Genomic DNA, 22,364 nt, shown 5'->3' with positions numbered 1-22,364 from the left:
CAAAACAGTGTTGAGAGAATCAGCCTGCAACTTCGCCCAAATTTCATTATTTGACCCTGAATTAATCTGGCTGAATATTAGCTTCACGTACCAATTTTTCGTAACGCTTTCTTTCTGAATTTAAATAAGCAGTCAACTGAGCAGTGGTTCCTGGGCTGACCTCTCCTCCAACAGAACCCAATCGCTCTGTCATCTCTTTAGATTGCAATGCTTTTTCCACTTGGCTATGGAGCATCTTCACAATACTGGCTGGAGTCTTAGCGGGCGCAATTAAGCTGTACCAAACGGAAGCTTCAAAACCTGGGAAACCCGATTCTGCCACCGTAGGTATCTCCGGAAATAATGGGGAACGCTTTGCGCTCATGACAGCAACAATCTTGAGTTTGCCACTTTTCACATGAGGAGCCACTTCCAACATATTGACTGCAACCAAATCCAATTGACCTCCAATCAAATCAGTAATCGCAGGAGCGCCGCCTTTATAGGGCACGTGCTTTAAAGAAATCCCAGCGGCTTGCTCGAAAAATTTCATGGCCATATGAGGTGTTGCGCCATTACCTGGTGTTCCGTACGTAATGAAATCTGGATTCGCTTTTGCAGCCTTAATCAAATCAGATATTTTTTGATACTTACTATCAGCAGAAGTGGCAATGACTACGGGCACACGTCCGATCATGGCAATCGGCGTAATGTCTTTATCGATATCAAAGGGTTGTGGCTTATACAAGGACATATTGGCTGCCAAAGCATTGGCAGCAACCATCAAGGTATAGCCATCAGCTGGACTATCAATCAATTGCTTAACAGCGATATTAGTGCCAGCACCAGGTTTATTTTCGATAACGATCGATTGCCCCATGGAAGCTGACAAATTTTGTCCTAGAGTTCTAGCAACTAAATCAACGGCACCTCCAGGAGCATATCCAACTAAAACCTTGATGGGCTTATTGGGGTAGTCCTGAGCCAGCAGATTACTAGCAAACAGCAGATTGCTTACAGCGAAAAAGCTGAGAATGATTTTTCTCATAGACATTACTCTTTAGGAGCCCCCGACATTTTCACAATTCCTTCGTAACGCTTAATCTCAGACTGTGAGAACTTTGTAAATTCTGCTACTGAGCCACCATCTACCTGGGCACCAATTCCTTGAAGACTTTTCCGTACTTCAGGATCTTTTAAGACTTTATTAAATGCTGCATTGAGTTTTTCTGTAACATCTTTTGGCGCGCCAGCCGGCAGCATCACGCCATACCAAGCATTGGCAACCATCGGTACCCCAGCCTCTTTCATGGTGGGTACATTCGGCAATTCAGGGATGCGTTTATCAGCAGCAACACCAAGGGCTTTTAACTTGCCAGCTTTGATGTTATTCAATGAACCTGTATCAAGCATCATATCGATATGTCCAGCCATCAAATCTATCGCAGCTGGACCGCTACCTTTATAGGGGACATGGCGTATATCTAAACCAGTGACCGTTTTAAATTGTGCACCCGCTAAATGTTGAGACGCGCCAATACCGGCAGAGCCATAAGTAAACTTCCCCGGGTTTTGCTTAGCATCAGAGATGAGGTCTTTCATGCTATTCCAAGGAGATGCTTCAGGTACAACCATGATATTGGGAATAGTGCATACCAATACTACTGGAGCGAAGTCTTTAGCAGCGTCAAATCCTTGATTAGAAAATAAGTGAGGGCCTGCAGCATTCGTTGAGCTTGTTGCCATCAACATTGAGTAGCCATCAGCTTTATCTTGTAGAAAAGCTTGAGTTCCTATATTGCCACCTGCCCCACCTTTATTCTCAACAAATACTGAAACACCGAGCTCCTTGGTCAGAGGTAATGCAAGAATGCGCGCAACTTGATCAGTTGCACCACCCGGCGGCCAAGGCACGAGAAATTTAATCGATTTATCGGGATATGCGGCTAGCGAATTGAGCGCCACTGCAGTTAATAGACTTGCAAAAATAAACCGAAGCTTCATAAGACGCCTTTTTGTTTTAAGCTGGCATCCACCCAAGCATCATCATATTTGCCATCATGAATCGATTGGATTGTTTTACGCTCGGTAGTCTCTTTTTCCTTACCCAAGCGAGCGGCCTCAAGCACCAACTCAGGAGCTAAGGCAATAATTCCATCGCCATCACCCAAAATCACATCACCAGGATGAACGACCATCCCCCCGATCGACACTGGGACGTTGATACTGCCGGGGCCATCCTTGTAAGGACCCCGCATATTGACCCCACGTGCCCAACATGGAAAACGATGTTTCTCAAAGGCTTCCACATCCCGAATCGCAGCATCAAAGACTACGCCAATAGCCCCTCTGGATTTGGCAACCGTCATCATGATTTCACCAAACAAAGCGCGGGAGACATCGCCACCCCCATCAACCACCAATACATCACCAGGTTGAAGTATTTGTAAGGCTTTGTGAATCATCAAGTTATCACCAGACCGCACACTTACTGTGACAGCATTGCCACATACAGAAACTGGCGACTTGTTTACAGGCAATATATTGACTGCGCCAATCGTCCTACCCAATACATCACTAACAACAGAAGTTGCCAATCCTGTTAGGGCTACGATCCCCTCTTTAAAGGCTTCTTTTCTAGGGCGAATTTCATAACCATTATTCATGTTGCATTCCTTGTAAAGTGTTTAATCGACTGTTGCGCCTGTGCGCTTCACCAAAGACTCCCAGTAAGGAATCTCTCTGTTAATAAATTGTGTAAATTGTTCTGGCGTACCCGCCACATCACTAGAACCCATCTTATTAAGACTGGCTGCTACTTCCGGCTCTTTCATTGTCGCGTTAATTGCTTTATTCAATCTTGAAATTAAAACGGATGGCGTTTTAGCTGCCACAAACACACCGTACCAATTTTCAATCACAAAGCTGCTGTAGCCAAGCTCTTTCATGGTGGGTACGTTAGGAAAGTTCTTTGGCCTAACAGCTCCCGTTGTTGCCAATACCCGGATGCGACCGGATGATATCTGTGCAGCAATCGTGGTGGTTGTCTCAAAGGCAATCGGCACTTGTCCAGCAAGTACATCAGCCATTGCTGGCCCCTGCCCTCTGTAGGGTATGTGCGTCAGATCCAATTGTTTTTCAAGTTTCAGCATTTCTGCCATCAAATGTTGTGGACTACCGCTCCCACCAGATGCATAGCTGTATTTACCTGGATTATTTTTAATCAGCTCCACCAGTTCACCAAGAGTATTTGCAGGTACCGAAGCATTCACATAGAGAACCAAAGGTACTGATGCTACTTCTACAACTGCTGCCAAATCCTTGGAAGGATTGATCCTTAACTTATATAAATTCTGATTAATGACTACCCCAGTATTATTTCCAAGCAATAAAGTACAACCATCTGAGGCTGAATTCGCCACATACTCTGTTCCAATATTGCTACTAGCTCCACCTTTGTTTTCGACTATGACATTTGTCCCGAGCTGTTTAGCAATTCCTGGCGCAAGCATTCTTGCCAAGATGTCAGTTGTCCCCCCGGGTGGATATGGCGAGACAAATTTAATGGTTGGGCATGGATATGAACTCTGAGCTTTTACATTGAGCACTGATAGCAATAAGCAAAGGCTAATCCCCAGAAATAACTGTCTCTTCATTTTTTTATATTCCCTCTTTCTTTGCCTAGCTAAATAAGGCATAGGCTAAGATCTATTCTTTAGTAAAAATATACCTTACATACCCCTCACTCAGCGCATTTCTATATAAAAAGCCTTGAAATGACCAAAAGCCTCAATCGAGAAGAATTATTATTCATTGCCCAGAGTTTTGATCCTGAGGATAAATGTTCTGACTGTCAGTCGCTCAACTGCCAAGGCTGGGAAAGCATCCCGGGTGGATTCATCACTAATTCTCTAGAGTGCATAGGAACCCTGAGGATCGAGAATGCGCCAGAGTGCTGGGAGGAAGATCATCCCAAAGGAACCACGATCTGGTCTAAGGATGCCCCCATCTCCATCACCTTTCATCCTTACAACAAGTCTGACGTGTACGAATGTAAGCATTGTCGATCTAAATACCTTCGATATACGGAATGTGGTGGCTACTATGTGGATGAGCGCATTCGAGAGCTTAGAGCAGAATTCATTTCATAAGATTCCTGTTCACTGGTGTCACAAATGTAAAAGCCCCGATCTCTCAGGGCTTTTTTGGATACTGCTACAGAGTAGCTACTATTTTTAAGCCTTCTTCTTCACTGGGGGTAGGTCCGTGCAATGACCATGCGCCGCCTCGGCAGCCAAGCCGACTGACTCGCCCAGGGTTGGGTGTGGATGAATGGTTTTACCAATATCTACAGCATCAGCGCCCATCTCAATGGCAAGACAAACTTCACCAATCAAATCACCAGCATGAGTGCCTACAATACCGCCACCAATAATGCGATGCGTATTAGCGTCAAAGATGAGCTTCGTAAAACCTTCATCACGACCGTTAGCAATCGCACGGCCACTAGCTGCCCATGGGAATAAACCTTTCTCATAGGCGATGCCCTGTGCCTTGCATTGTTCTTCAGTCAAACCAGCCCAAGCTACTTCAGGATCGGTGTAAGCAACCGATGGAATTTGTTTAGCATCAAAGTAAGACTTCTCACCTGCTGCAGCTTCTGCGGCAACGTGACCTTCATGCACTGCCTTGTGAGCCAACATCGGCTGACCCACTAAGTCACCAATCGCAAAAATATTGGCAACATTGGTGCGCATTTGTTTATCGACCGGAATAAAGCCTCGCTCATCCACTTGAACGCCTGCCTTATCTGCAGCAATCTTCTTACCGTTTGGCGTACGTCCCACGGCAACGAGCACTAAGTCGTAAGTCTGAGGCTGCGCAGGTGCATTCTCACCCTCGAAGCTCACTTGAATTCCATCGGGCTTCACTTCAGCTTTAGCAGCGCGCGTCTTGAGCATGATCTTTTCAAAACGTCCGGCATTGAACTTCTCCCAGACCTTCTCCAAATCACGGTCAGCTCCAGCCATCAGGCCATCCATCATTTCTGCAATATCGATGCGTGAGCCCAGAGTACTATAAACAGTCGCCATCTCTAAACCGATAATGCCACCACCAATTACCAACATTCTTTTTGGAATACTAGTCAGTAACAGCGCACCCGTACTATCGACAATGCGCGGATCCTCTGGCAAGAAAGGCAACTTCACTGGCTGACTACCTGCAGCGATGATCGCCTTCTGAAAACGCACAACTTCCTTTTGACCAGTGAGGTCTTGGCCAGCACCATTTGTTAACTCCACTTCAACATGGTTTGCATCCAAAAAACGGCCTAAACCACGCACTACTTTTACTTTGCGGGCCTTAGCCATACCAGCTAATCCACCAGTCAACTTTGCGATGACAGATTCTTTATAACCACGCAATTGATCAATCTCAATCTTAGGCGCACCAAATGTGATGCCATGCTTTGCCATGGTTTTTACTTCATCCATCACGGAGGTTGTATGGAGTAATGCTTTAGATGGAATACAGCCTACGTTTAAGCACACACCACCTAAAGTAGCGTAACGCTCAACCAATAGAGTGCTCATGCCTAGATCTGCACTTCGAAATGCCGCACTGTAACCACCAGGCCCGGCACCGAGCACTAGCACCTCACATTCGTGATCAACCTTGCCGTTGTATTGACCCGCTTTTGGGGCGGGAGCAATGGCTGCTGTTGCCGCAGCTGGTGCTAATGCTGAAGGAGCTGTTTTTGCAGCAGGCACTGCTGTTGCAGCACTTGCTTCAATCTCAGCAATTACAGTACCTTTGCTCACTTTATCGCCCAGCTTCACTGAGATACTAGTCACTGTACCAGCAGCGTCTGCAGGCACTTCCATAGTTGCTTTATCGGATTCAAGTACAAGCAATGGCTGCTCTTTCTCAATCACATCACCCACTTTTACCAATACTTCAATCACCGGCACATCTGAGTAATCACCAATATCCGGAACGAGGATCATTTGCTTAGTCATAGATCCTCCTTACAGCGTAGCGCGACGGAAGTCGGCTAGTAGTTGAGCGATATAGACAGTAAAGCGCGTTGCCAATGCTCCATCGATCACGCGATGATCTGCAGAAAGTGACAAGGGGCAAATAAGACGTGGCACAAACTGCTTACCATCCCATACTGGTTTCATTGCTGCTTTACTCACGCCCAAAATCGCCACTTCAGGAGCATTCACAATAGGTGAGAAAGAAGTTCCGCCGATGCCGCCTAACGAGGAGATCGTAAAACTCGCTCCTTGCATTTGATCTGGCTTCAACTTCCCTTCACGGGCAAGTGCTGCTAATTCAGAAGTTTCTTTGGCAAGCTCAAAGATTCCTTTCTTATCAGCGTCTTTGATGACTGGCACCACCAAACCCGTTGGAGTATCTGCAGCAAAACCAATATTGAAATACTTTTTGAGGATCAAATCATCGCCATCGAGCGAGCTATTGAACTCAGGATGTTTTTTCAACGCAGCGACCGCAGCCTTCATTAAGAAAGCTAGCATGGTGATCTTGACGCCCTTCTTCTCGTTGTCTTTATTGGTCATGACGCGGAAGGCCTCTAGATCAGTGATATCTGCGTCCTCGTGATAAGTCACAGCAGGAATCATGACCCAGTTACGTGCCAAATTAGCTGCAGTGAGTTTCTTAATACGATTGAGTGGTTGACGTTCAATCTCACCAAATTTTGTGAAATCCACTTTCGGCCATGGAATCAAATTCAGACCACCCAAGCTTCCACCACTTGAGGCTGCAGCTGCACTAGAACTTCCAGCACCACCGCTCATTGCCGCTTTGACAAAAGCTTGAACATCTTCTTGAGTGATGCGTCCTTTGGGGCCGGAACCTTTTACCTGGGTAATCGTTACGCCAAGCTCACGTGCAAACTTACGCACTGAAGGGCTAGCGTGACTCATGACTCCATCCACAGGAGGCGGCGGATTGCTCTTCGGAGGAGGCGCTGGCGCTCTTGCAATCGGTGGTTCAACCGCTTTTATAGCTGGTGCTGCTGGTGCAGATACTGCAGCTACAGGTGCCGTAACAGCTCCTGATCCACCTTCCAGAATAAGCACCACTGAGCCTTCAGAGAGGTTATCGCCTATCTTGATCTTCACTTCTTTAACAATGCCGGCTTGTGATGATGGCACATCCATCGTCGCTTTATCAGACTCGAGCACAACAATAGATTGTTCCTTCTCAATCTGATCGCCTGCCTTCACTAACACTTCGATGACAGGCACGTCTTTATAGTCACCAATGTCAGGCACTTTGATTTCAATTGGAGCACTACTTCCACTGCTACTTGCGCTTACTGGTGCAGACGCAGTTTTACTAGCTGCTGCAGGAGCAGGAGTAGAAGCGGGTACCGAGACCGCTGCACCCTCTTCCAAGGTCATGACGATTGCGCCCTCAGAGAGGCTATCACCCACTTTGACCTTCACCTCTTTCACTACACCAGAGTGAGACGATGGCACATCCATCGTGGCTTTATCAGACTCAAGCACAACAATAGATTGTTCTTTCTCAACCTTGTCACCTTCTTTAACCAGGACCTCGATGACCGGCACATCCTTGTAATCACCAATGTCCGGCACTTTGATTTCAATAATTTGACTCATGAATTAATCTCGTATTAAACCGTCATTGGGTTTGGTTTAGCAGTGTCAATGCCGTATTTTTTGATGGCCTCAGCTAATTTTTGACGATCAAGCTGACCAGCATCAACCAAAGAACGTAAAGCAGTGATGACCACCCAGCGACGATCGACCTCAAAGAAGTCACGGAGTTTTTCACGGGTATCGGAGCGACCAAAACCGTCCGTACCCAATACTTCATAACGGCGATCCATATGCTGAATGGCCGGACGAATTTGCTCAGCAAACATACGCACATAGTCTGTAGCAGCAATGACGGGCCCCGTGGTATCTTTTAGACACTTCTCAACGTGTGAGAGTGCTGGTGCCGCGGTCGGGTTCAAGAGATTGGCACGGTGAACCGTATTCCAATCGCGACCTAATTCCGTAAAGCTTGGGCAACCCCACAAGTCAGATGATACTCCCCAATCTTTGTGCAAGATTTCAGCTGCTTCAATCACTTCACGGAAGATGGTTCCTGAACCGAGCAGTTGCACACGTAATTTTGCCTTAGCGTCACCAACCGACTTGAGCTTATACATGCCCTTAATAATGTCTTTTTCTGCACCTTTTGGCATTGCTGGATGAGTGTAGTTCTCATTCATCAAGGTGACGTAGTAATAGACGTCCTCCTGCACTTCGAGCATACGACGCATACCATCTTGAATCACTACTGCTAACTCAAACGCAAAAGTTGGGTCATAGCTAATGCAGTTTGGAACTGCAGCACTCCACAGATGACTATGACCATCTTCGTGTTGCAAGCCTTCGCCATTCAAGGTGGTTCTCCCTGCAGTGCCACCGAGCAAGAAGCCACGGCTGCGCATATCACCTGCAGCCCATGCTAAGTCGCCAATCCGCTGGAAACCAAACATGGAATAGAAAATATAAAACGGCAACATGGGAACGCCATGGGTAGAGTAAGAAGTTGCGGCGGCAATCCAATCGCACATACCGCCCGCCTCATTAATACCCTCTTGCAAGATCTGACCAGTCTTATCCTCTTTGTAGAACATCAATTGATCATAATCTTCTGGCGTATATAGCTGACCCAGTTGATTCCAAATACCCAATTGACGGAACATACCTTCCATACCAAAAGTCCGTGACTCATCGGGAACGATAGGCACAACGCGCTTACCAATTGTCTTATCCCGCACCACCGTATTGAGCATCCGAACAAAAGCCATCGTGGTAGAAATCTCGCGACCTTCAGCGGTTGCTTCTAGTAAGGGTGTAAATGCATCCAATTTAGGTACCGGCAAGCTTTCGGCTTTCGCACGACGTTGCGGCAAATAACCACCCAACTCTTGGCGACGGGCTTTCATATACTCAAGCTCAGGGCTACCTTCAGCAAACTTGACCAAGGGCATCTCGTCGAGTTGCTCATCCTTCACCGGGATCTCAAAGCGATCACGGAAGCGACGCACATCGTCATCGTTCATTTTCTTGGCTTGGTGTGCAATGTTCATCGCCTCACCGGAGCCGCCCATACCGTAGCCTTTAATAGTGTGAGCCAAAATGACCGTTGGCTGATCTTTATGATTTACCGCTGCATGAAATGCTGCATACACTTTATGGGGATCATGGCCGCCACGATTCAGTTGCCAAATCTCATCATCACTCCAGTCGCTGACTAGCGCTTTGAGTTCTGGGGTATTAAATACGATCTCACGGACATAAGCACCATTCTTAGCCTTCATCGTCTGATATTGGCCGTCAACGATCTCGCCGAGACGTTGCATCAAAATACCCTTCTTATCGCGGGCAAACAAAGCATCCCACTGACCACCCCACACGACTTTGATGACATTCCAGCCAGAGCCGCGGAATTCACTCTCGAGTTCTTGAATAATTTTTCCGTTACCACGCACTGGTCCATCTAAGCGCTGCAAGTTACAGTTCACTACAAAAATCAAGTTATCTAACTTCTCACGACCAGCCATACCGATGGCGCCTAAAGATTCTGGTTCATCCGTTTCACCATCACCTAAGAAAGCCCAAACCTTACGACCTTGCTCTTGAATAAAGCCACGGTCTCTTAAATATTTCATGAAGCGTGCTTGATATATCGCCATGATTGGACCAAGACCCATCGACACCGTTGGGAACTGCCAAAAGTCTGGCATCAACCATGGGTGCGGGTAACTAGAGATCCCTTTACCGCCAACCTCTTGACGGAAGTTATCCAGTTGACCGTCTGATAAACGACCCAACATATAAGCGCGGGCATAAACGCCAGGGGCGGAGTGTCCCTGGACAAAGATCAGATCGCCACCATGCTCTGGTGATGGGGCATGCCAGAAATGGTTGTAACCAACATCATACAAAGTAGCAGCTGACTGGAAGGAAGAAATATGTCCACCGACATTGGTGTCTTTATTTGCGCGCAGCACCATGGCCATCGCATTCCAACGGGTATAGGAACGAATCCGGTGTTCAACATTTTGATCACCAGGCAAGCGGGCTTGATTCTCAACGGGAATCGTATTGATGTAAGGCGTCTCTGCATGGAAGGGTTGATCTACACCATTGACTCGTGCATGAGAAATTTGTTGATCGATGAGATAAGCAGCACGCTGCGGACCTTCGTTATGGATGACACCATCTAAGGCCTGCAACCATTCTTGTGTCTCGCCAGGATCAGCATCCTGAAGATTTTGTTTGCCTAACACTTGCTCAGGAACTGCAGCCATAACTTATCTCCAATAGTTATTTCGTTTAATTCATTCAAATCAACAACAGTTATTTACTTTATAGATAACATTTTAGGAAGGTATATGGGTGTAAACAAGCAATTTTCCACATAATGATAATATTTCTCATAATATGAGATTTTATTGCATCGCAAATAGAATCACATAGGATCGGCTAAATTCCTGTTTAGGCATCCTCATAGGGCAAAATGGATTAATTCCTATGAAATATCCTGCTTTTCTAAGATTGCTCCTCGCCCCTGTTAACTGGTTACGCAAAATCCGGGGATTTAGGCTCGTTTACACCCCCCTGCTAGCAATCGTGCTGTTTACCGCAGTAATGGGCATTATTTTGGGTACGCTCCATTTGCAGGAAAAAGGACAACAAGAATCTGCCCTATTTAGAGAGCTCTCTTTTGCCAAACAACGTATTCAATTACGCTTTGTAAACAATGCTGACTCTTTAAATACGATTAATCGTGAAATTGCTGCGAGTAGCGAAGATGCAAAGTTAAAACAACTAGTGCGCGAGCAATCCGATGATTTAGTGCTCAATAATCATGAGATTATCAAAATCATTTGGCTTAATGCTGATAACTCTTATCAATGGACCGCCCCAGCAAACAACCCTAAAACTGACTGGATTAGCAAAACACAAAATGAGCGGGCAGTAAATGAGGGCCTCACAAATGCAATAGAGCTTAGCCGAGTGACGAGCAGGACTGCTTTTAGTCAGTTCATTTCACTTAACTTACCGAGCGAGGAATCTCTCGCCAAGGATAGAAGAACCGTCTTCTGGCAAGTGGCTCCTAATATTGTTGGTGGTCAAGCCATCGGTTTCTTAGCCGCACTGTATACCACCCAGGGCATTTTAGATGTCATCCCCAATGAGCTCAAAGCACACTATCGCTTCACCTTGCTGACAGATAACGACAGGGTCTTATCCATATCCTCCGATCGAGATACACCCAAAAGAGCTTTTAGCAATCAAACGAGTTTAGACATCGGCGTATTAAGTCCAAACCTAGTCTTACGAATTGACACCTATCCTCCACCGACCAATCTGACTTTCCGAATGTTAATTGGTGTGGTCTTAGGTCTTTCTGCTTTCGTTATTTGGAGTTTGTGGTCTGTCCTTAAGCAGATGCAAGTGCGTCAAGAAGCTGAGGCTAATTTACGGACTGAAACCAGCTTTCGTAATGCCATGGAAAATTCCACACCAGTCGGTATCCGTGCGCACGATATGGAAAAGCGCATTACCTATGTGAACCGAGCCTTTTGTGAGATGACTGGCTGGTCGTCAAAAGAACTGATTGGCCTGATGCCGCCCTTCCCCTTCTGGCCCGACTCTAGACGCGATGAGCTCGTAGAAAAAATGAATCGCGCCCTGAAAATGGAATCGGGGATGAAAACTGGTATTGAGGGAGTCGTTTTGCACCGTGATGGCTCTCTGATTGAGACTCGCACTTTTATTGCTCCCCTCATTAATGAAAAAGGAACGCAAACGGGTTGGGTTACTTCCTTAATTGATATTTCCGAACCGAAGAAGATCCGAGAAGAGTTGGCTGCATCACAGGAACGCTTTGTTACTGTGCTTGAGGGTTTGGATGCTGCCGTTTCTGTGCTTGACCTTGAAAACGATCATCTCTTATTTGCCAATCGCTTCTACCGAGAAAATTTTGGGGATGACTCAAAGGGTCACTTTCAGTTAGCAGGTAATGCGAATAACCTGGAGACCTTGCACGATGTCGCGGAAGATTTACAAGACTCCCCTCCAGGCATTCCGACCTCATTTTTATATCAAGAGTCTGAGTCGGAAGAAATTCAATTAAGTGACGGCAGTAATAAATGGTACGAAGTCAGAAGGCGCTTTATTCCCTGGGTTGATGGGCGCCTTGCGCAACTCTTGATTGCTACCGATATTACGATGCGTAAAGAGGCAGATGATTTAGCACGCCAGCAAGAAGAGCGTATGCAGTTTACGAGCCGCTTAACTACGATGGGTGAGATGGCATCCTCTCTCGCGCATGAGTTAAACCAACCACTCTCAGCGATCTCCAACTATTGCATGGGGGTCGCTAAACGTTTAGAAGGTAATCTAGATCCCGCACTCACCAAAGATATCCTGCCAGCGCTTGAGAAAGCATCAGAACAGGCTCATCGCGCAGGCACCATCATTCAGCGTATTCGAGGATTTGTAAAACGCAGCGAGCCGCAAAGTAAATTGACTGCCATTAGCGAAATTATTAACGATGCTGTTGGGCTAGTCGAAATTGAGGCGCATCGCCATCGCCTAACCATTATTTCTCAAATCAGTGAAAACCTTCCTGCGGTAGATGTTGATCCCGTCTTAATCCTGCAGGTTTTAGTCAACCTACTGAAAAATGGCCTTGATAGCACGAGGGAGGCTTATCCCCTTTCTTCTCGTTGGTCCGCTGCTCCCGTCAAAATCAGCGCTGATCTGGATACCAGTATTTTTCCAGCCATGCTGCGTATTCAGGTGAGTGATGGCGGGGCTGGAATCCCAGAATCAGTCTCCCAACGCATGTTTGAGCCCTTTTTTAGCACTAAATCCGATGGCATGGGCATGGGTCTCAATATTTGCCGCTCTATTATTGAATCCCACCATGGCCGACTTTGGGCGGTCAATATCATGGATGCGGAACATACCAAGCTGGCTGGCTGCACCTTTACAATACTTCTACCCCTGGAATCTCCTGAAACTTCGGGTAATGTTTAATCATTGCACCAATTGAATCACCTTGCGAGACCCGATATGAACCTTAGTACCAGCACCAAACCAACCCAGGCAGAAGTTGTCTACGTTGTCGACGATGACGAAGCAGTGCGTGATTCTCTGACCTGGCTTCTGGAAAGCAATGGTTATATAGTGCGTTGTCATGCCAGTGCTGAACGTTTCTTGCAATCGTTACAGAGTACTGATAAGTCCACTATCTCCTGCGCTATTTTGGATGTGCGCATGCCCGGTATGTCTGGCCTCGAATTACAAGAGCGTCTCATTAGTGAAAATTTACCAATGCCAGTTGCCTTCATCACAGGTCATGGCGATGTCTCTATGGCGGTCTCCACTATGAAACGTGGTGCAGTAGATTTTATTGAAAAGCCATTTAAAGAAAATGATCTCTGCAGCTTAGTCGATCGCATGCTCGCTAAGGCACGCGTGGATTACTCACAAGCAAGTCAGCGCAAGATTACCCAAAGTTTACTTAGCAAGCTGACTGGGCGTGAGCGTCAAGTGTTAGAGCGTATTGTTGCTGGACGCCTGAATAAGCAGATTGCAGATGACCTTGGCATCTCCATTAAAACTGTTGAAGCACACCGCGCCAACATTATGGAAAAGCTGAACGTCAATACAGTTGCCGACCTATTGCGCCTTGCCTTGTCCGACCCACAACCGAATTAATGTATTCATCCTTACTTTAATATTCACCTGTAATGCCTGCTCAATTACTCGACGGAAACGCCCTCTCTAAAAAACTGCGCGCAGAAATTGCTGCCCGTGGTGCGATCGTTACTGCTAAAGGTGTTCGCCCTGGTTTAGCCGTGATCGTTGTGGGTGACAATCCAGCTAGCCAAGTCTATGTCCGCAATAAAGTGAAGGCCTGTGAAGATGTAGGTTTTCATTCTGTATTAGAGCGCTACTCCGCCGAATTAGGCGAAGAAGAATTACTGGCTCGTATTGCTACCTTAAATGCTGACCCTGCGATTCATGGCATCTTGGTGCAACTACCACTACCGGAACAGATTGCCTCTGAGCGTGTACTAGAAGCTATTGCTCCAGAAAAAGATGTGGACGGCTTCCATGTAGCCAATGCTGGCGCTTTAATGGTTGGCCAACCTGCATTCAAACCCTGCACTCCTTATGGTTGCATGAAGATTCTGGAGAGTATTGATTACCCTATTCGGGGGGCACGGGCAGTGATCGTTGGCGCCTCCAATATCGTCGGCAAACCCATGGCGATGTTGTTATTACAAGCCGGTGCAACCGTGACTATTTGTAATAGCAAAACACGGGATTTGGCTCATCACACTAAAGATGCCGACATCCTGGTAGTAGCTACCGGAAAATCCAAAATGGTTTCTGGAGATATGGTCAAAACCGGTGCCGTAGTAATTGACGTTGGCATCAATCGCCTGCCCGATGGGAAGCTTTGCGGCGACGTGGATTTCGATGCGGCCAAATATATCGCCGGCTGGATTACCCCCGTTCCTGGTGGCGTTGGCCCTATGACAATCACCATGCTCTTAATGAACACTTTAGAGGCGGCTGAAAAAGCAGCCAAGCCCTAGATCCATTAAGCTAGAGGGATGAATACATCCCTCTCTGCACCTCTGCCCCCTGCATTACAAAATAATCCGCTCCTGACTTTTGGTCGGGGTATTGCCGCTTACTCTGAAATTAAGCCTGAACACATCACGCCAGCGATTGAGTTTCTACTCAAACATGCTCAAGATGCAGTGGATCTTGCCACTAATCCCAATACACTTGCAACTTGGGATGATCTTGCTGAACCATTAGAGGATGCAACAGAATCCTTAGGAAGATCCTGGAGCGTGATCTCTCACCTCAATAGTGTGGCGGATACTCCTGAGTTAAGAGCCGCCTACGGAGCAATGCTTCCAGACGTGACTGCATTTTTTTCTAGCCTCGGACAGAACTTGGCGCTGTATCAAAAATTTAAAGAGCTCAGCAAAGGTCCTGAGTTTACTAAACTCAATCGCGCGCAAAAGAAAGTGATTGAGAACTCTTTAAGAGACTTTCGGCTTGGTGGCGCCGAACTCAATGATGCCGATAAACCCCGCTTTGCTCAAATCCAAGACGAGCAGGCTATTTTAGGCAAAGCGTTTTCAGATCACGTCTTAGATGCAACCGATGGTTTCGTTCATCTTGTCAGCAATGAATCTGATCTCATCGGTTTACCAGAAGATGTTAAAGCAGCAGCAGCCGATACCGCCCAACAAAAGGGCTTAAAGGGTTGGGCTTTTACCCTGCACTTCCCATCCTATTACCCAATCATGCAGTACTCCGAAAATCGTGAACTACGCCGCCTAATGTATGAAGCTTATGTCACCCGCTCTTCTGAGCTTGGTCCGCAATACGCCACGGGCAATATTGCTTGGGACAATACTCAGAATATGCTTGATCAATTGCGCTTGCGTGATGAAGAAGCGCGCATGCTCGGCTTTGCTAATTTCGCCGCGCTGAGCTTAGCGCCCAAAATGGCTAATACCGTGGATGAAGTAGATCTCTTCTTAACAAACTTTGCCAATAAATCAAAACCGTATGCCCAACGGGATTGGGATGAGCTTTGTGCATTTGCGAAAACTGAACTGGGTCTCATTGATGGTGTTCAGCCTTGGGATACGGCCTTTGCAGCTGAACGCTTGAAACAAGAGCGCTATTCATTTTCTGAAAATGAGCTTAAACAATACTTCCCACTGCCTAAAGTATTGGATGGCTTATTTGGCGTGATTCAAACGCTCTTCGGTGTCAAGATTGAGGCGGCTGACTTACCAACCTGGCATGCAGATGTCCAGTCATTCTCCGTGAAGAATGCCAAAGGCAATATCGTGGCTTATTTCTATCTTGATCCTTATGCACGCTCTGGTAAACGTGGTGGCGCCTGGATGGATGATGCCCGCGGCCGCAGAGAACTACCCAATGGTGAAATTCAAATACCGGTTGCGTATTTAGTGTGCAACTTTGCACCGCCAGTGAAGGTCGATGGCATATTGCGTCAACCCACGATTACCCATGATGATGTGATTACCCTATTCCACGAGAGTGGTCATGGTCTACACCATCTGTTAACTCAAGTGAGCGCTCTAGGCGTCTCAGGAATCAATGGCGTTGAATGGGATGCTGTGGAATTGCCTAGTCAATTTATGGAGAACTTCTGCTGGGAATGGGAAGTCCTGGAGAAAATGACTGCGCATGTTGAAACAGGTAAACCATTGCCCCGTGAATTATTTGAAAAGATTTTAGCTGCCAAGAATTTTCAAAATGGCTTAATGACCTTACGTCAAATTGTGATGTCATTAACCGATTGGCGCTTACATTCTCACTTTGATACAAAGAGTGTGCAGGGACAGGCGGTGCTTGAACTCTCTCGCAAGATTGCCGCTGACTTTAATGTGATTCCACAGCCTGAGATCTCTCGGTGGATTAATACTTTCAGCCATATCTTTGCCGGTGGCTATGCAGCTGGCTACTACAGCTATAAATGGGCTGAGGTTCTATCTGCTGATGCCTACTCCGCTTTTGAAGAGGCGGCCAAACTCACGGGCTCCGTACTGGATCCTAAGACGGGGTCACGTTATCGCGAAGAAATTTTAGAAGTCGGCGGCAGCCGTCCTGCAGCTGAATCCTTCAAAGCCTTTCGCGGACGTGAGCCAAGTATCGATGCCTTATTACGTCATGGTGGTTTAGCTTAATGACAAGGCAAGCACTGGATAAATGAAAAACACCTAAGGGTGGTTTTAAGAGGTAAGCTTATAGGAGCTGAAATTATTACTTTGGACTTAGTTGCGGGCATGCATTTTCTAATGGCTTACCTGCAATGCGGTCCTTCACCCAAGCAAGATACATTGGCGCTGAAACACCGGGAGTTGTAAAGTGAGATTGCTCGCCGGGTAACTGGTTTCTTCCTACATTTGCACCCATGGCGCACATCTGCTTTTGATAGAGCTCATGCATGATAGGTGGAACAGCGGTATCTTTTGTGCCCCAATAAATCACCACTGGTGCTACCGGCTTCACGGGCTTCACACTTCCATCAATAAATGCTTTTATCCATGCCAAGGAGTTACTAGCCGTAGGCTTCAAGAGGGACTTGTATTGATCTCCATAAGCAAAGTTGAAGGTATCAGCCATCACATGAACACATTTATTGCTGGCCAACCGATTAACTACTTTTGCACCTTCATCAGTCAAAATATCTGTTAATTTCAGATTAGGATTGGCGGCTTGGGCACCCCACAAGCCCATTACATAATGCGCAAATAAAAACACATTCGGAATATTGGCCTGAGTAAATTCATTCATCAGCTTATTAGCACTCGACTCATCAGCCGGCAATTTTGGAAGCATTGCTGCTATATCATCTGGCGCCAATGCAACAAACCCAAGGTATTGCAAATTATCTGCAGCAGTACCCTTCAGAGCCTGATAGTCCGGCAGACTTGCAGCCGCAATTGTTGCTCCACCGCCTTGTGACCAGCCATAAATAATCGTCTTCTTACCAGCGCCAACTTCTTTCATAGAGCTAGCCGCTCTTGCAGAGTTGATGGCATCTCTACCATTAGTTCCAGCAACAGCATACTGGTGTTTACCGCCACCACCTTGACCTTGATAGTCGGTAGCAACTATGACGTAGCCTTCTTTAATAAATTCCTCTACGTTTGGAATACCATAATCAGTCCATGAGTTCCCATCCATTAAGAAATACTCGTTCAAGGGAGAGGCGGGATTGGTAATTTGTGATGGGCCACAATTTTGAGCTGACCCTGTTGTGCCGTGAGCCCACGCCAAGATCGGCCTTCCCTCTTTGGGAGCTTGACCAATAGGGGCTACTATCAAACCCGTTGCGATCGTCTTACGTTCTGCAATATCAGAGGAAATATAGGCAAACCTCCAAGCCTGCGCACCCTTCACCGATGTTTTGATCTTTTCCTTCTTCAGGATTTGTCCCAGCTTGCCCTGAGGACTCATTTTGATCACTTCCTCATAAAACGGGGGAACTGGAGGATCGGCGTATACGGTTAAAGAAAGTAATCCCAACAAGGTAGCAAGGACTAAAGAGGTGATTGATGTTTTCATAAATACCTTATCACTACATTTTTTTATTAATAGGATGAATGCCTGTAACTATACTAAAACCTTCGCTTGATTAAGCTAAGTCTTCTTGACCTCTGGATCTGAATCAATCCAAGCTGGATGCTTGTCCATCACAGCATTAAATAAGTCTGATTGAGTGTGATCGTGTAACCATTTTTTAGTATTGGGAAATGGCATTTCCTCAAAGCTTTTTGGGTTGACCATAGAAAACTGTCTGATAAACGGAAAAATAGCTATATCCACCCAAGTCATTCGGTTGCCTAACAAGTATTGATCTGACTGTAGTGCATCCTCCATAGGTTTTAACATTAAGTCTAATGCTTCACTAAGAACTTCTCCTTGATCAAGCTCAGGATATCGATTCGGATATTTATATTGGTCCAATCGTTTTTTAAAGGGGCCATCATTTTTCTCAATCCAAGATTGCGCAGCCTGCTCATCCACAGTCTTCCAGCCATCTGGATCTGACTGATCCAAGGCCCATCGCATGATATCCAAGCTTTGATCAATCACTAAGTCATCCACACAAAAAACGGGTACGGTAGCTTTAGGCGATAACAGTAGCATTGATTTGGGCTTATCTCTTAAAACAATCTCTCTGTGCTCAAACTGAATGCCAGAGTATTTCAAGGCCATACGTGCCCTCATAGCATAAGGACATCGTCGATAAGAATACAAAATAGGCATCATGGGTTCATCACCATTCAACTTGCTTTGGATACGATGAATTCAGCTCTTACGCTTTTTTGATCTCAGCAATCACTGGGGCATGGTCTGAAGGCTGCTCCCAGGTTCTAGGCTCTTTATCAACGACGCTGGCACTACACTTTTCTTTGAGACCATCGCTTAGCAAAATATGATCGATACGCATGCCAGCATTTCTTCTAAAGCCCATCATGCGATAGTCCCACCAACTGAATGTTTTAGGTGCTTGTTCAAACATTCTGAAGGAGTCGCTCATGCCAAGCTTCAAGAGCTCCTGAAAAGCATTACGCTCTGGAGGGGACACCAGATTTTGCCCTTCCCATGCTTTAGGGTCATGCACATCTTCATCTGCTGGAGCGATATTGAAGTCACCTAAGAGAGCCAAACGCGTATTCTGTTGCAGCTCCTGAGTAAGCCAGGTCTGTAATGAGTGCAGCCAACTCAATTTGTAGGCAAACTTATCGCTATCTGGCGACTGTCCGTTTGGAAAGTAAGCTGAGACCAGTCTGATTGGCTGCATTCCTGCAAATGGAATGGTTGCAGCTAAGATGCGCTGTTGCTCATCTTCGTAATTGGGAATATTTCTGGTGGGCTTTAAAAATGTAGTGACTGCATCAGAAGCAATCGAGGCCAAAGCAGCCTTGCGCACAATAATGGCAACACCGTTGTAAGTCTTTTGACCCGCAACGAGACTCAGATAGCCCGCTGCCGCTAGCTCTTGATGGGGATACTTATCATCCGTGAGTTTGAGCTCTTGCAAACACAAGCCATCTATCGGCTGTTTCTTTTTTTCCTGATCTTGTAACCAACGAAGTACGTGTGGCAGGCGAACTTTTAAGGAATTCACATTCCACGCCGCAATTCGGATTGAATCAGTCATCTATCCCCAGTTCCTGCAATTTTCTGGTAATGGTATTACGTCCAATGCCCAGACGCTGTGCGGCTTCAACCCGACGACCCCGCGTGACCTCCAAGGCAGCCATCAACACCGCTTTCTCAAAACGTGAGCATAGTGCATCGTAAACCTCTTTATCACCATCCTGTAGCATTTTGACCGCCAAGCGACCAAGAGCACTCTCCCAATCACCAGAACTAGATTTAGCTGTTGCAGGACTGCTTGGCGACGATTCACCATGCAAGACCAGAGGCTGCTCGCTAGCCTGGGCAACAATATCTGCAGGAAGATCACCTACACCAATGACGCTGGCTGGGGTCATCACAGTTAACCAGTGACAGAGATTCTCAAGCTGACGCACATTGCCTGGAAAAGGCATCGCACTCATTTCTTTCAGAACTTCATCTGACAGTTTTTTAGGCTCGACTCCTAAAGACTTTGCACAAGTGAGCATGAAGTGTCTTGCCAAAATCGGAATATCTTCACTACGCTCACGTAAGGATGGCATACGCAAACGAATGACATTAAGACGATGCATCAAATCTTCGCGAAAGAATCCTGCGGCAACTCGCTGCTCAAGATTCTGATGGGTAGATGCAATGATGCGAACATTCGCTTTAATCGGATCTTGGCCACCGAGGCGATAGAAATGACCATCGGTCAAAACACGCAAGAGTCTGGTTTGTAAGTCGAATGGTAGATCTCCAATCTCGCCTAAGAACAATGTGCCACCGTCTGCTTGCTCGAAGCGGCCCCGACGCAAGGTCTGCGCCCCTGGGAAAGCGCCACGCTCATGACCAAATAACTCTGATTCAAGCAGGTCTTTTGGAACAGCAGAAGTACTTAAGGATATAAAAGGACCTTTTGCTCTAGGGCTGTGCTTATGCAAAGCGTGGGCTACCAGCTCTTTACCTGCACCAGACTCACCGGTGATTAAGACCGTTGCATGGGATTGCGCCAAACGACCAATCGCACGGAAGATCTCTTGCATTGCAGGTGCTTGACCAATAATCTCGGTGGATTCTTGTCTCCAAGCGCCAAGTTCCTTGTTGCCTGACTCACTGCGAATGCCCTGCTCTACTGCACGATGAATCAGCTCGACTGCTTTCTCGATATCAAACGGTTTGGTGAGATATTCAAATGCACCGCCTTGGAATGAAGATACCGCAGAATCTAAGTCCGAATAAGCCGTCATGATAATGACGGGCAAGTTGGGATGACTCGCTTTGACATGTTGCAATAAATCCAAGCCATTACCGCGCGGCATGCGAATGTCAGAAATCAACACCTGTGGGGTCTCTTTCTCTAGGGCATTGAGCACATCATTTGGGTTAGAGAAGCTCTTATGCGGAATGTTCTCTCGCGCTAAGGCTTTTTCTAAAACCCAACGAATTGATTGGTCATCGTCGACGATCCAAATTGGTTTCATGATGTTTTCTCCTGCCTACGGTATGGAATTTGAATATGAAAATCGGTACGTCCAGGGCGACTTTCGCAAGCGATAAAGCCCCGGTGTTGTTGAACAAAGGTTTGCGCTAAAGTTAAACCTAAACCACTACCCCCTTCTCGCCCAGAAACTAATGGGAAGAAGATGCGTTCAATAATTTCTTCTGGAATACCAGGGCCGTTATCAATCACGTGCAGATCCATCGCTAACTTATAGCGTTGCTTCGCAATCGTGACGGAACGAGCGACCCGGGTTTTTAATTCGATTTGTGCAACACCCTGGGTAATTTCTTCAGAAAGGGCTTGGGCTGCGTTGTGCACAATATTAAGTACTGCCTGAATCAATTGCTCACGATCCCCCATAACATCAGGCAAGCTAGTGTCATAGTTACGAATAATCCTTAAGCCCTTAGGGAACTCTGCCAACACCAAGCTCCGCACTCGCTCCAGTGCTTCGTGGACATTAAAGGCCTCCATAACATGAGCCTTACGGTGCGGTGCTAAAAGACGATCTACTAAAGTTTGTAGACGATCAGACTCTTTGATAATGACCTGCGTGTATTCATGCAAACCTTTTTCAGACAACTCAAACTCCAAGAGCTGAGCTGCCCCACGAATACCACCTAATGGGTTTTTAATCTCATGTGCCAAATTGCGCATGAGCTGTTTATTAGCTTCGACTTGCTGCGTCACACGCTCATCGCGTTCACTACGCAACTGTTGATCAATGGGGAACCATTCCATCATGATCAAAACGGGATCTTCTAAGGCCGCGATTACCACGTGAGCTGGAATAGAATCTTGGTGAATACTTCCTGGCAAGGAATGCAAGACCATCTCTTGGCGTTGAGCCGATACATGGCCGAGCTTCACTTCGGTAATCATGCTATTCAGAGCCGCGTTATCACCAAATAAGTCGAACACAGATTGACCCTCAAGTGATTTACGCGAGAGTTCCAAAGCTGACTCGGCAGCCGGATTCACATAAACCAATTGTTGGTTCTCCGCCTCAAAAACCACGATGGCATTGGGCATCTGATCGAGCAATGTCGGAAAAAAAGGAGCAGCCGAAGCTGCTCCCTTGAACGAATTGCGCAACAAACCTGCGCTCAAGT

General features: G+C 46.5%; 17 protein-coding genes. 5 read left to right on the top strand and 12 right to left on the bottom strand.

Annotated elements, in window-relative coordinates:
* Positions 1-61: 61 nt before the first annotated feature.
* The 4 genes from ICN35_RS07055 to ICN35_RS07040 are packed head-to-tail and all read right to left on the bottom strand — an operon-like array spanning position 62 to position 3,491.
* Positions 62-1,027: a tripartite tricarboxylate transporter substrate binding protein gene (locus tag ICN35_RS07055; protein ID WP_255535745.1), complete on the bottom strand. Its 966-nt coding sequence runs from the start codon at positions 1,025-1,027 to the stop codon at positions 62-64.
* A 5-nt stretch (positions 1,028-1,032) separates the two neighbouring features.
* Positions 1,033-1,983 (bottom strand): tripartite tricarboxylate transporter substrate binding protein, encoded by a 951-nt coding sequence (locus ICN35_RS07050; protein ID WP_216125711.1) that lies wholly within the window; start codon positions 1,981-1,983, stop codon positions 1,033-1,035.
* The gene (locus ICN35_RS07045; RefSeq protein WP_216125708.1) at positions 1,980-2,645 is read right to left on the bottom strand and encodes an RraA family protein; all 666 of its coding nucleotides are present in this window, start codon (positions 2,643-2,645) and stop codon (positions 1,980-1,982) included. Before ICN35_RS07045 ends, ICN35_RS07050 begins: the two co-directional genes overlap by 4 nt.
* Positions 2,646-2,666: 21 nt before the next feature.
* Positions 2,667-3,491, bottom strand: a complete 825-nt coding sequence (locus tag ICN35_RS07040) for a tripartite tricarboxylate transporter substrate binding protein (protein WP_255535758.1) — start codon at positions 3,489-3,491, stop codon at positions 2,667-2,669.
* A 264-nt stretch (positions 3,492-3,755) separates the two neighbouring features.
* On the opposite strand from ICN35_RS07040, the gene ICN35_RS07035 reads away from it, so the two are divergent.
* A complete protein-coding gene (locus tag ICN35_RS07035; protein WP_216860830.1) occupies positions 3,756-4,130 on the top strand; it encodes a hypothetical protein in 375 nt (124 codons plus the stop codon).
* An 84-nt stretch (positions 4,131-4,214) separates the two neighbouring features.
* Here ICN35_RS07035 and lpdA read toward each other — a convergent pair whose 3' ends face one another.
* The 3 genes from lpdA to aceE are packed head-to-tail and all read right to left on the bottom strand — an operon-like array spanning position 4,215 to position 10,345.
* The gene (gene lpdA, locus ICN35_RS07030) at positions 4,215-5,999 is read right to left on the bottom strand and encodes a dihydrolipoyl dehydrogenase (protein ID WP_216125705.1); all 1,785 of its coding nucleotides are present in this window, start codon (positions 5,997-5,999) and stop codon (positions 4,215-4,217) included.
* 9 nt (positions 6,000-6,008) lie between these two features.
* Complete coding sequence (gene aceF / locus ICN35_RS07025; RefSeq protein ID WP_216125703.1) at positions 6,009-7,634, bottom strand: dihydrolipoyllysine-residue acetyltransferase; 1,626 nt, start codon at positions 7,632-7,634, stop codon at positions 6,009-6,011.
* Between the two features lie 14 nt (positions 7,635-7,648).
* Entirely contained in the window at positions 7,649-10,345 is a 2,697-nt protein-coding gene (gene aceE / locus ICN35_RS07020) for a pyruvate dehydrogenase (acetyl-transferring), homodimeric type (protein ID WP_216125701.1), read from the bottom strand.
* 223 nt (positions 10,346-10,568) lie between these two features.
* Between aceE and ICN35_RS07015 the strand changes: the two genes are divergently transcribed.
* From ICN35_RS07015 to ICN35_RS07000, 4 genes are read left to right on the top strand one after another with little or no spacing between them, the layout of a single operon-like run.
* The gene (locus tag ICN35_RS07015) at positions 10,569-13,085 is read left to right on the top strand and encodes a PAS domain-containing sensor histidine kinase (RefSeq protein WP_216125688.1); all 2,517 of its coding nucleotides are present in this window, start codon (positions 10,569-10,571) and stop codon (positions 13,083-13,085) included.
* 36 nt (positions 13,086-13,121) lie between these two features.
* On the top strand, positions 13,122-13,769 hold the full coding sequence (locus ICN35_RS07010; protein WP_215294883.1) for a response regulator transcription factor: 648 nt from the start codon (positions 13,122-13,124) through the stop codon (positions 13,767-13,769).
* A 32-nt stretch (positions 13,770-13,801) separates the two neighbouring features.
* On the top strand, positions 13,802-14,656 hold the full coding sequence (gene folD, locus ICN35_RS07005) for a bifunctional methylenetetrahydrofolate dehydrogenase/methenyltetrahydrofolate cyclohydrolase FolD (protein WP_216125679.1): 855 nt from the start codon (positions 13,802-13,804) through the stop codon (positions 14,654-14,656).
* An 18-nt stretch (positions 14,657-14,674) separates the two neighbouring features.
* Positions 14,675-16,801: a M3 family metallopeptidase gene (locus ICN35_RS07000; RefSeq protein ID WP_216125677.1), complete on the top strand. Its 2,127-nt coding sequence runs from the start codon at positions 14,675-14,677 to the stop codon at positions 16,799-16,801.
* A gap of 76 nt (positions 16,802-16,877) precedes the next feature.
* Here ICN35_RS07000 and ICN35_RS06995 read toward each other — a convergent pair whose 3' ends face one another.
* The 5 genes from ICN35_RS06995 to glnL form a co-directional block, all read right to left on the bottom strand.
* Positions 16,878-18,185 (bottom strand): alpha/beta fold hydrolase, encoded by a 1,308-nt coding sequence (locus ICN35_RS06995; RefSeq protein ID WP_216125674.1) that lies wholly within the window; start codon positions 18,183-18,185, stop codon positions 16,878-16,880.
* Between the two features lie 75 nt (positions 18,186-18,260).
* Positions 18,261-18,890: a glutathione S-transferase gene (locus ICN35_RS06990; protein WP_255535757.1), complete on the bottom strand. Its 630-nt coding sequence runs from the start codon at positions 18,888-18,890 to the stop codon at positions 18,261-18,263.
* 49 nt (positions 18,891-18,939) lie between these two features.
* Positions 18,940-19,788, bottom strand: a complete 849-nt coding sequence (gene xth, locus ICN35_RS06985) for an exodeoxyribonuclease III (protein ID WP_216860829.1) — start codon at positions 19,786-19,788, stop codon at positions 18,940-18,942.
* Positions 19,781-21,232 (bottom strand): nitrogen regulation protein NR(I), encoded by a 1,452-nt coding sequence (ntrC, locus tag ICN35_RS06980; RefSeq protein ID WP_215294892.1) that lies wholly within the window; start codon positions 21,230-21,232, stop codon positions 19,781-19,783. The genes xth and ntrC overlap by 8 nt, the downstream gene beginning before the upstream one ends.
* On the bottom strand, positions 21,229-22,350 hold the full coding sequence (glnL, locus tag ICN35_RS06975; RefSeq protein ID WP_370625666.1) for a nitrogen regulation protein NR(II): 1,122 nt from the start codon (positions 22,348-22,350) through the stop codon (positions 21,229-21,231). Before glnL ends, ntrC begins: the two co-directional genes overlap by 4 nt.
* Positions 22,351-22,364 lie beyond the last annotated feature (14 nt).

It is taken from the genome of Polynucleobacter sp. es-GGE-1, from assembly GCF_018882005.1.
In the GTDB taxonomy this organism is placed as follows: Bacteria; Pseudomonadota; Gammaproteobacteria; order Burkholderiales; family Burkholderiaceae; genus Polynucleobacter.
Note: the sequence above shows the minus strand (reverse complement) of the source record. Positions and strands in the feature narration are given on the sequence as shown.

Coding starts and splice junctions, on each gene's coding strand:
- ICN35_RS07010 (WP_215294883.1), top strand. CDS start 13,122: ATGAACCTTAGTACCAGCACCAAACCAACCCAGGCAGAAGTTGTCTAC.
- ICN35_RS06990 (WP_255535757.1), bottom strand. CDS start 18,890: ATGCCTATTTTGTATTCTTATCGACGATGTCCTTATGCTATGAGGGCA.
- aceF (WP_216125703.1), bottom strand. CDS start 7,634: ATGAGTCAAATTATTGAAATCAAAGTGCCGGACATTGGTGATTACAAG.
- aceE (WP_216125701.1), bottom strand. CDS start 10,345: ATGGCTGCAGTTCCTGAGCAAGTGTTAGGCAAACAAAATCTTCAGGAT.
- folD (WP_216125679.1), top strand. CDS start 13,802: ATGCCTGCTCAATTACTCGACGGAAACGCCCTCTCTAAAAAACTGCGC.
- ICN35_RS07050 (WP_216125711.1), bottom strand. CDS start 1,983: ATGAAGCTTCGGTTTATTTTTGCAAGTCTATTAACTGCAGTGGCGCTC.
- ICN35_RS07045 (WP_216125708.1), bottom strand. CDS start 2,645: ATGAATAATGGTTATGAAATTCGCCCTAGAAAAGAAGCCTTTAAAGAG.
- lpdA (WP_216125705.1), bottom strand. CDS start 5,999: ATGACTAAGCAAATGATCCTCGTTCCGGATATTGGTGATTACTCAGAT.
- xth (WP_216860829.1), bottom strand. CDS start 19,788: ATGACTGATTCAATCCGAATTGCGGCGTGGAATGTGAATTCCTTAAAA.
- ICN35_RS07015 (WP_216125688.1), top strand. CDS start 10,569: ATGAAATATCCTGCTTTTCTAAGATTGCTCCTCGCCCCTGTTAACTGG.
- ICN35_RS07040 (WP_255535758.1), bottom strand. CDS start 3,491: ATGCTTGCGCCAGGAATTGCTAAACAGCTCGGGACAAATGTCATAGTC.
- ntrC (WP_215294892.1), bottom strand. CDS start 21,232: ATGAAACCAATTTGGATCGTCGACGATGACCAATCAATTCGTTGGGTT.
- ICN35_RS07000 (WP_216125677.1), top strand. CDS start 14,675: ATGAATACATCCCTCTCTGCACCTCTGCCCCCTGCATTACAAAATAAT.
- ICN35_RS06995 (WP_216125674.1), bottom strand. CDS start 18,185: ATGAAAACATCAATCACCTCTTTAGTCCTTGCTACCTTGTTGGGATTA.
- ICN35_RS07055 (WP_255535745.1), bottom strand. CDS start 1,027: ATGAGAAAAATCATTCTCAGCTTTTTCGCTGTAAGCAATCTGCTGTTT.
- ICN35_RS07035 (WP_216860830.1), top strand. CDS start 3,756: ATGACCAAAAGCCTCAATCGAGAAGAATTATTATTCATTGCCCAGAGT.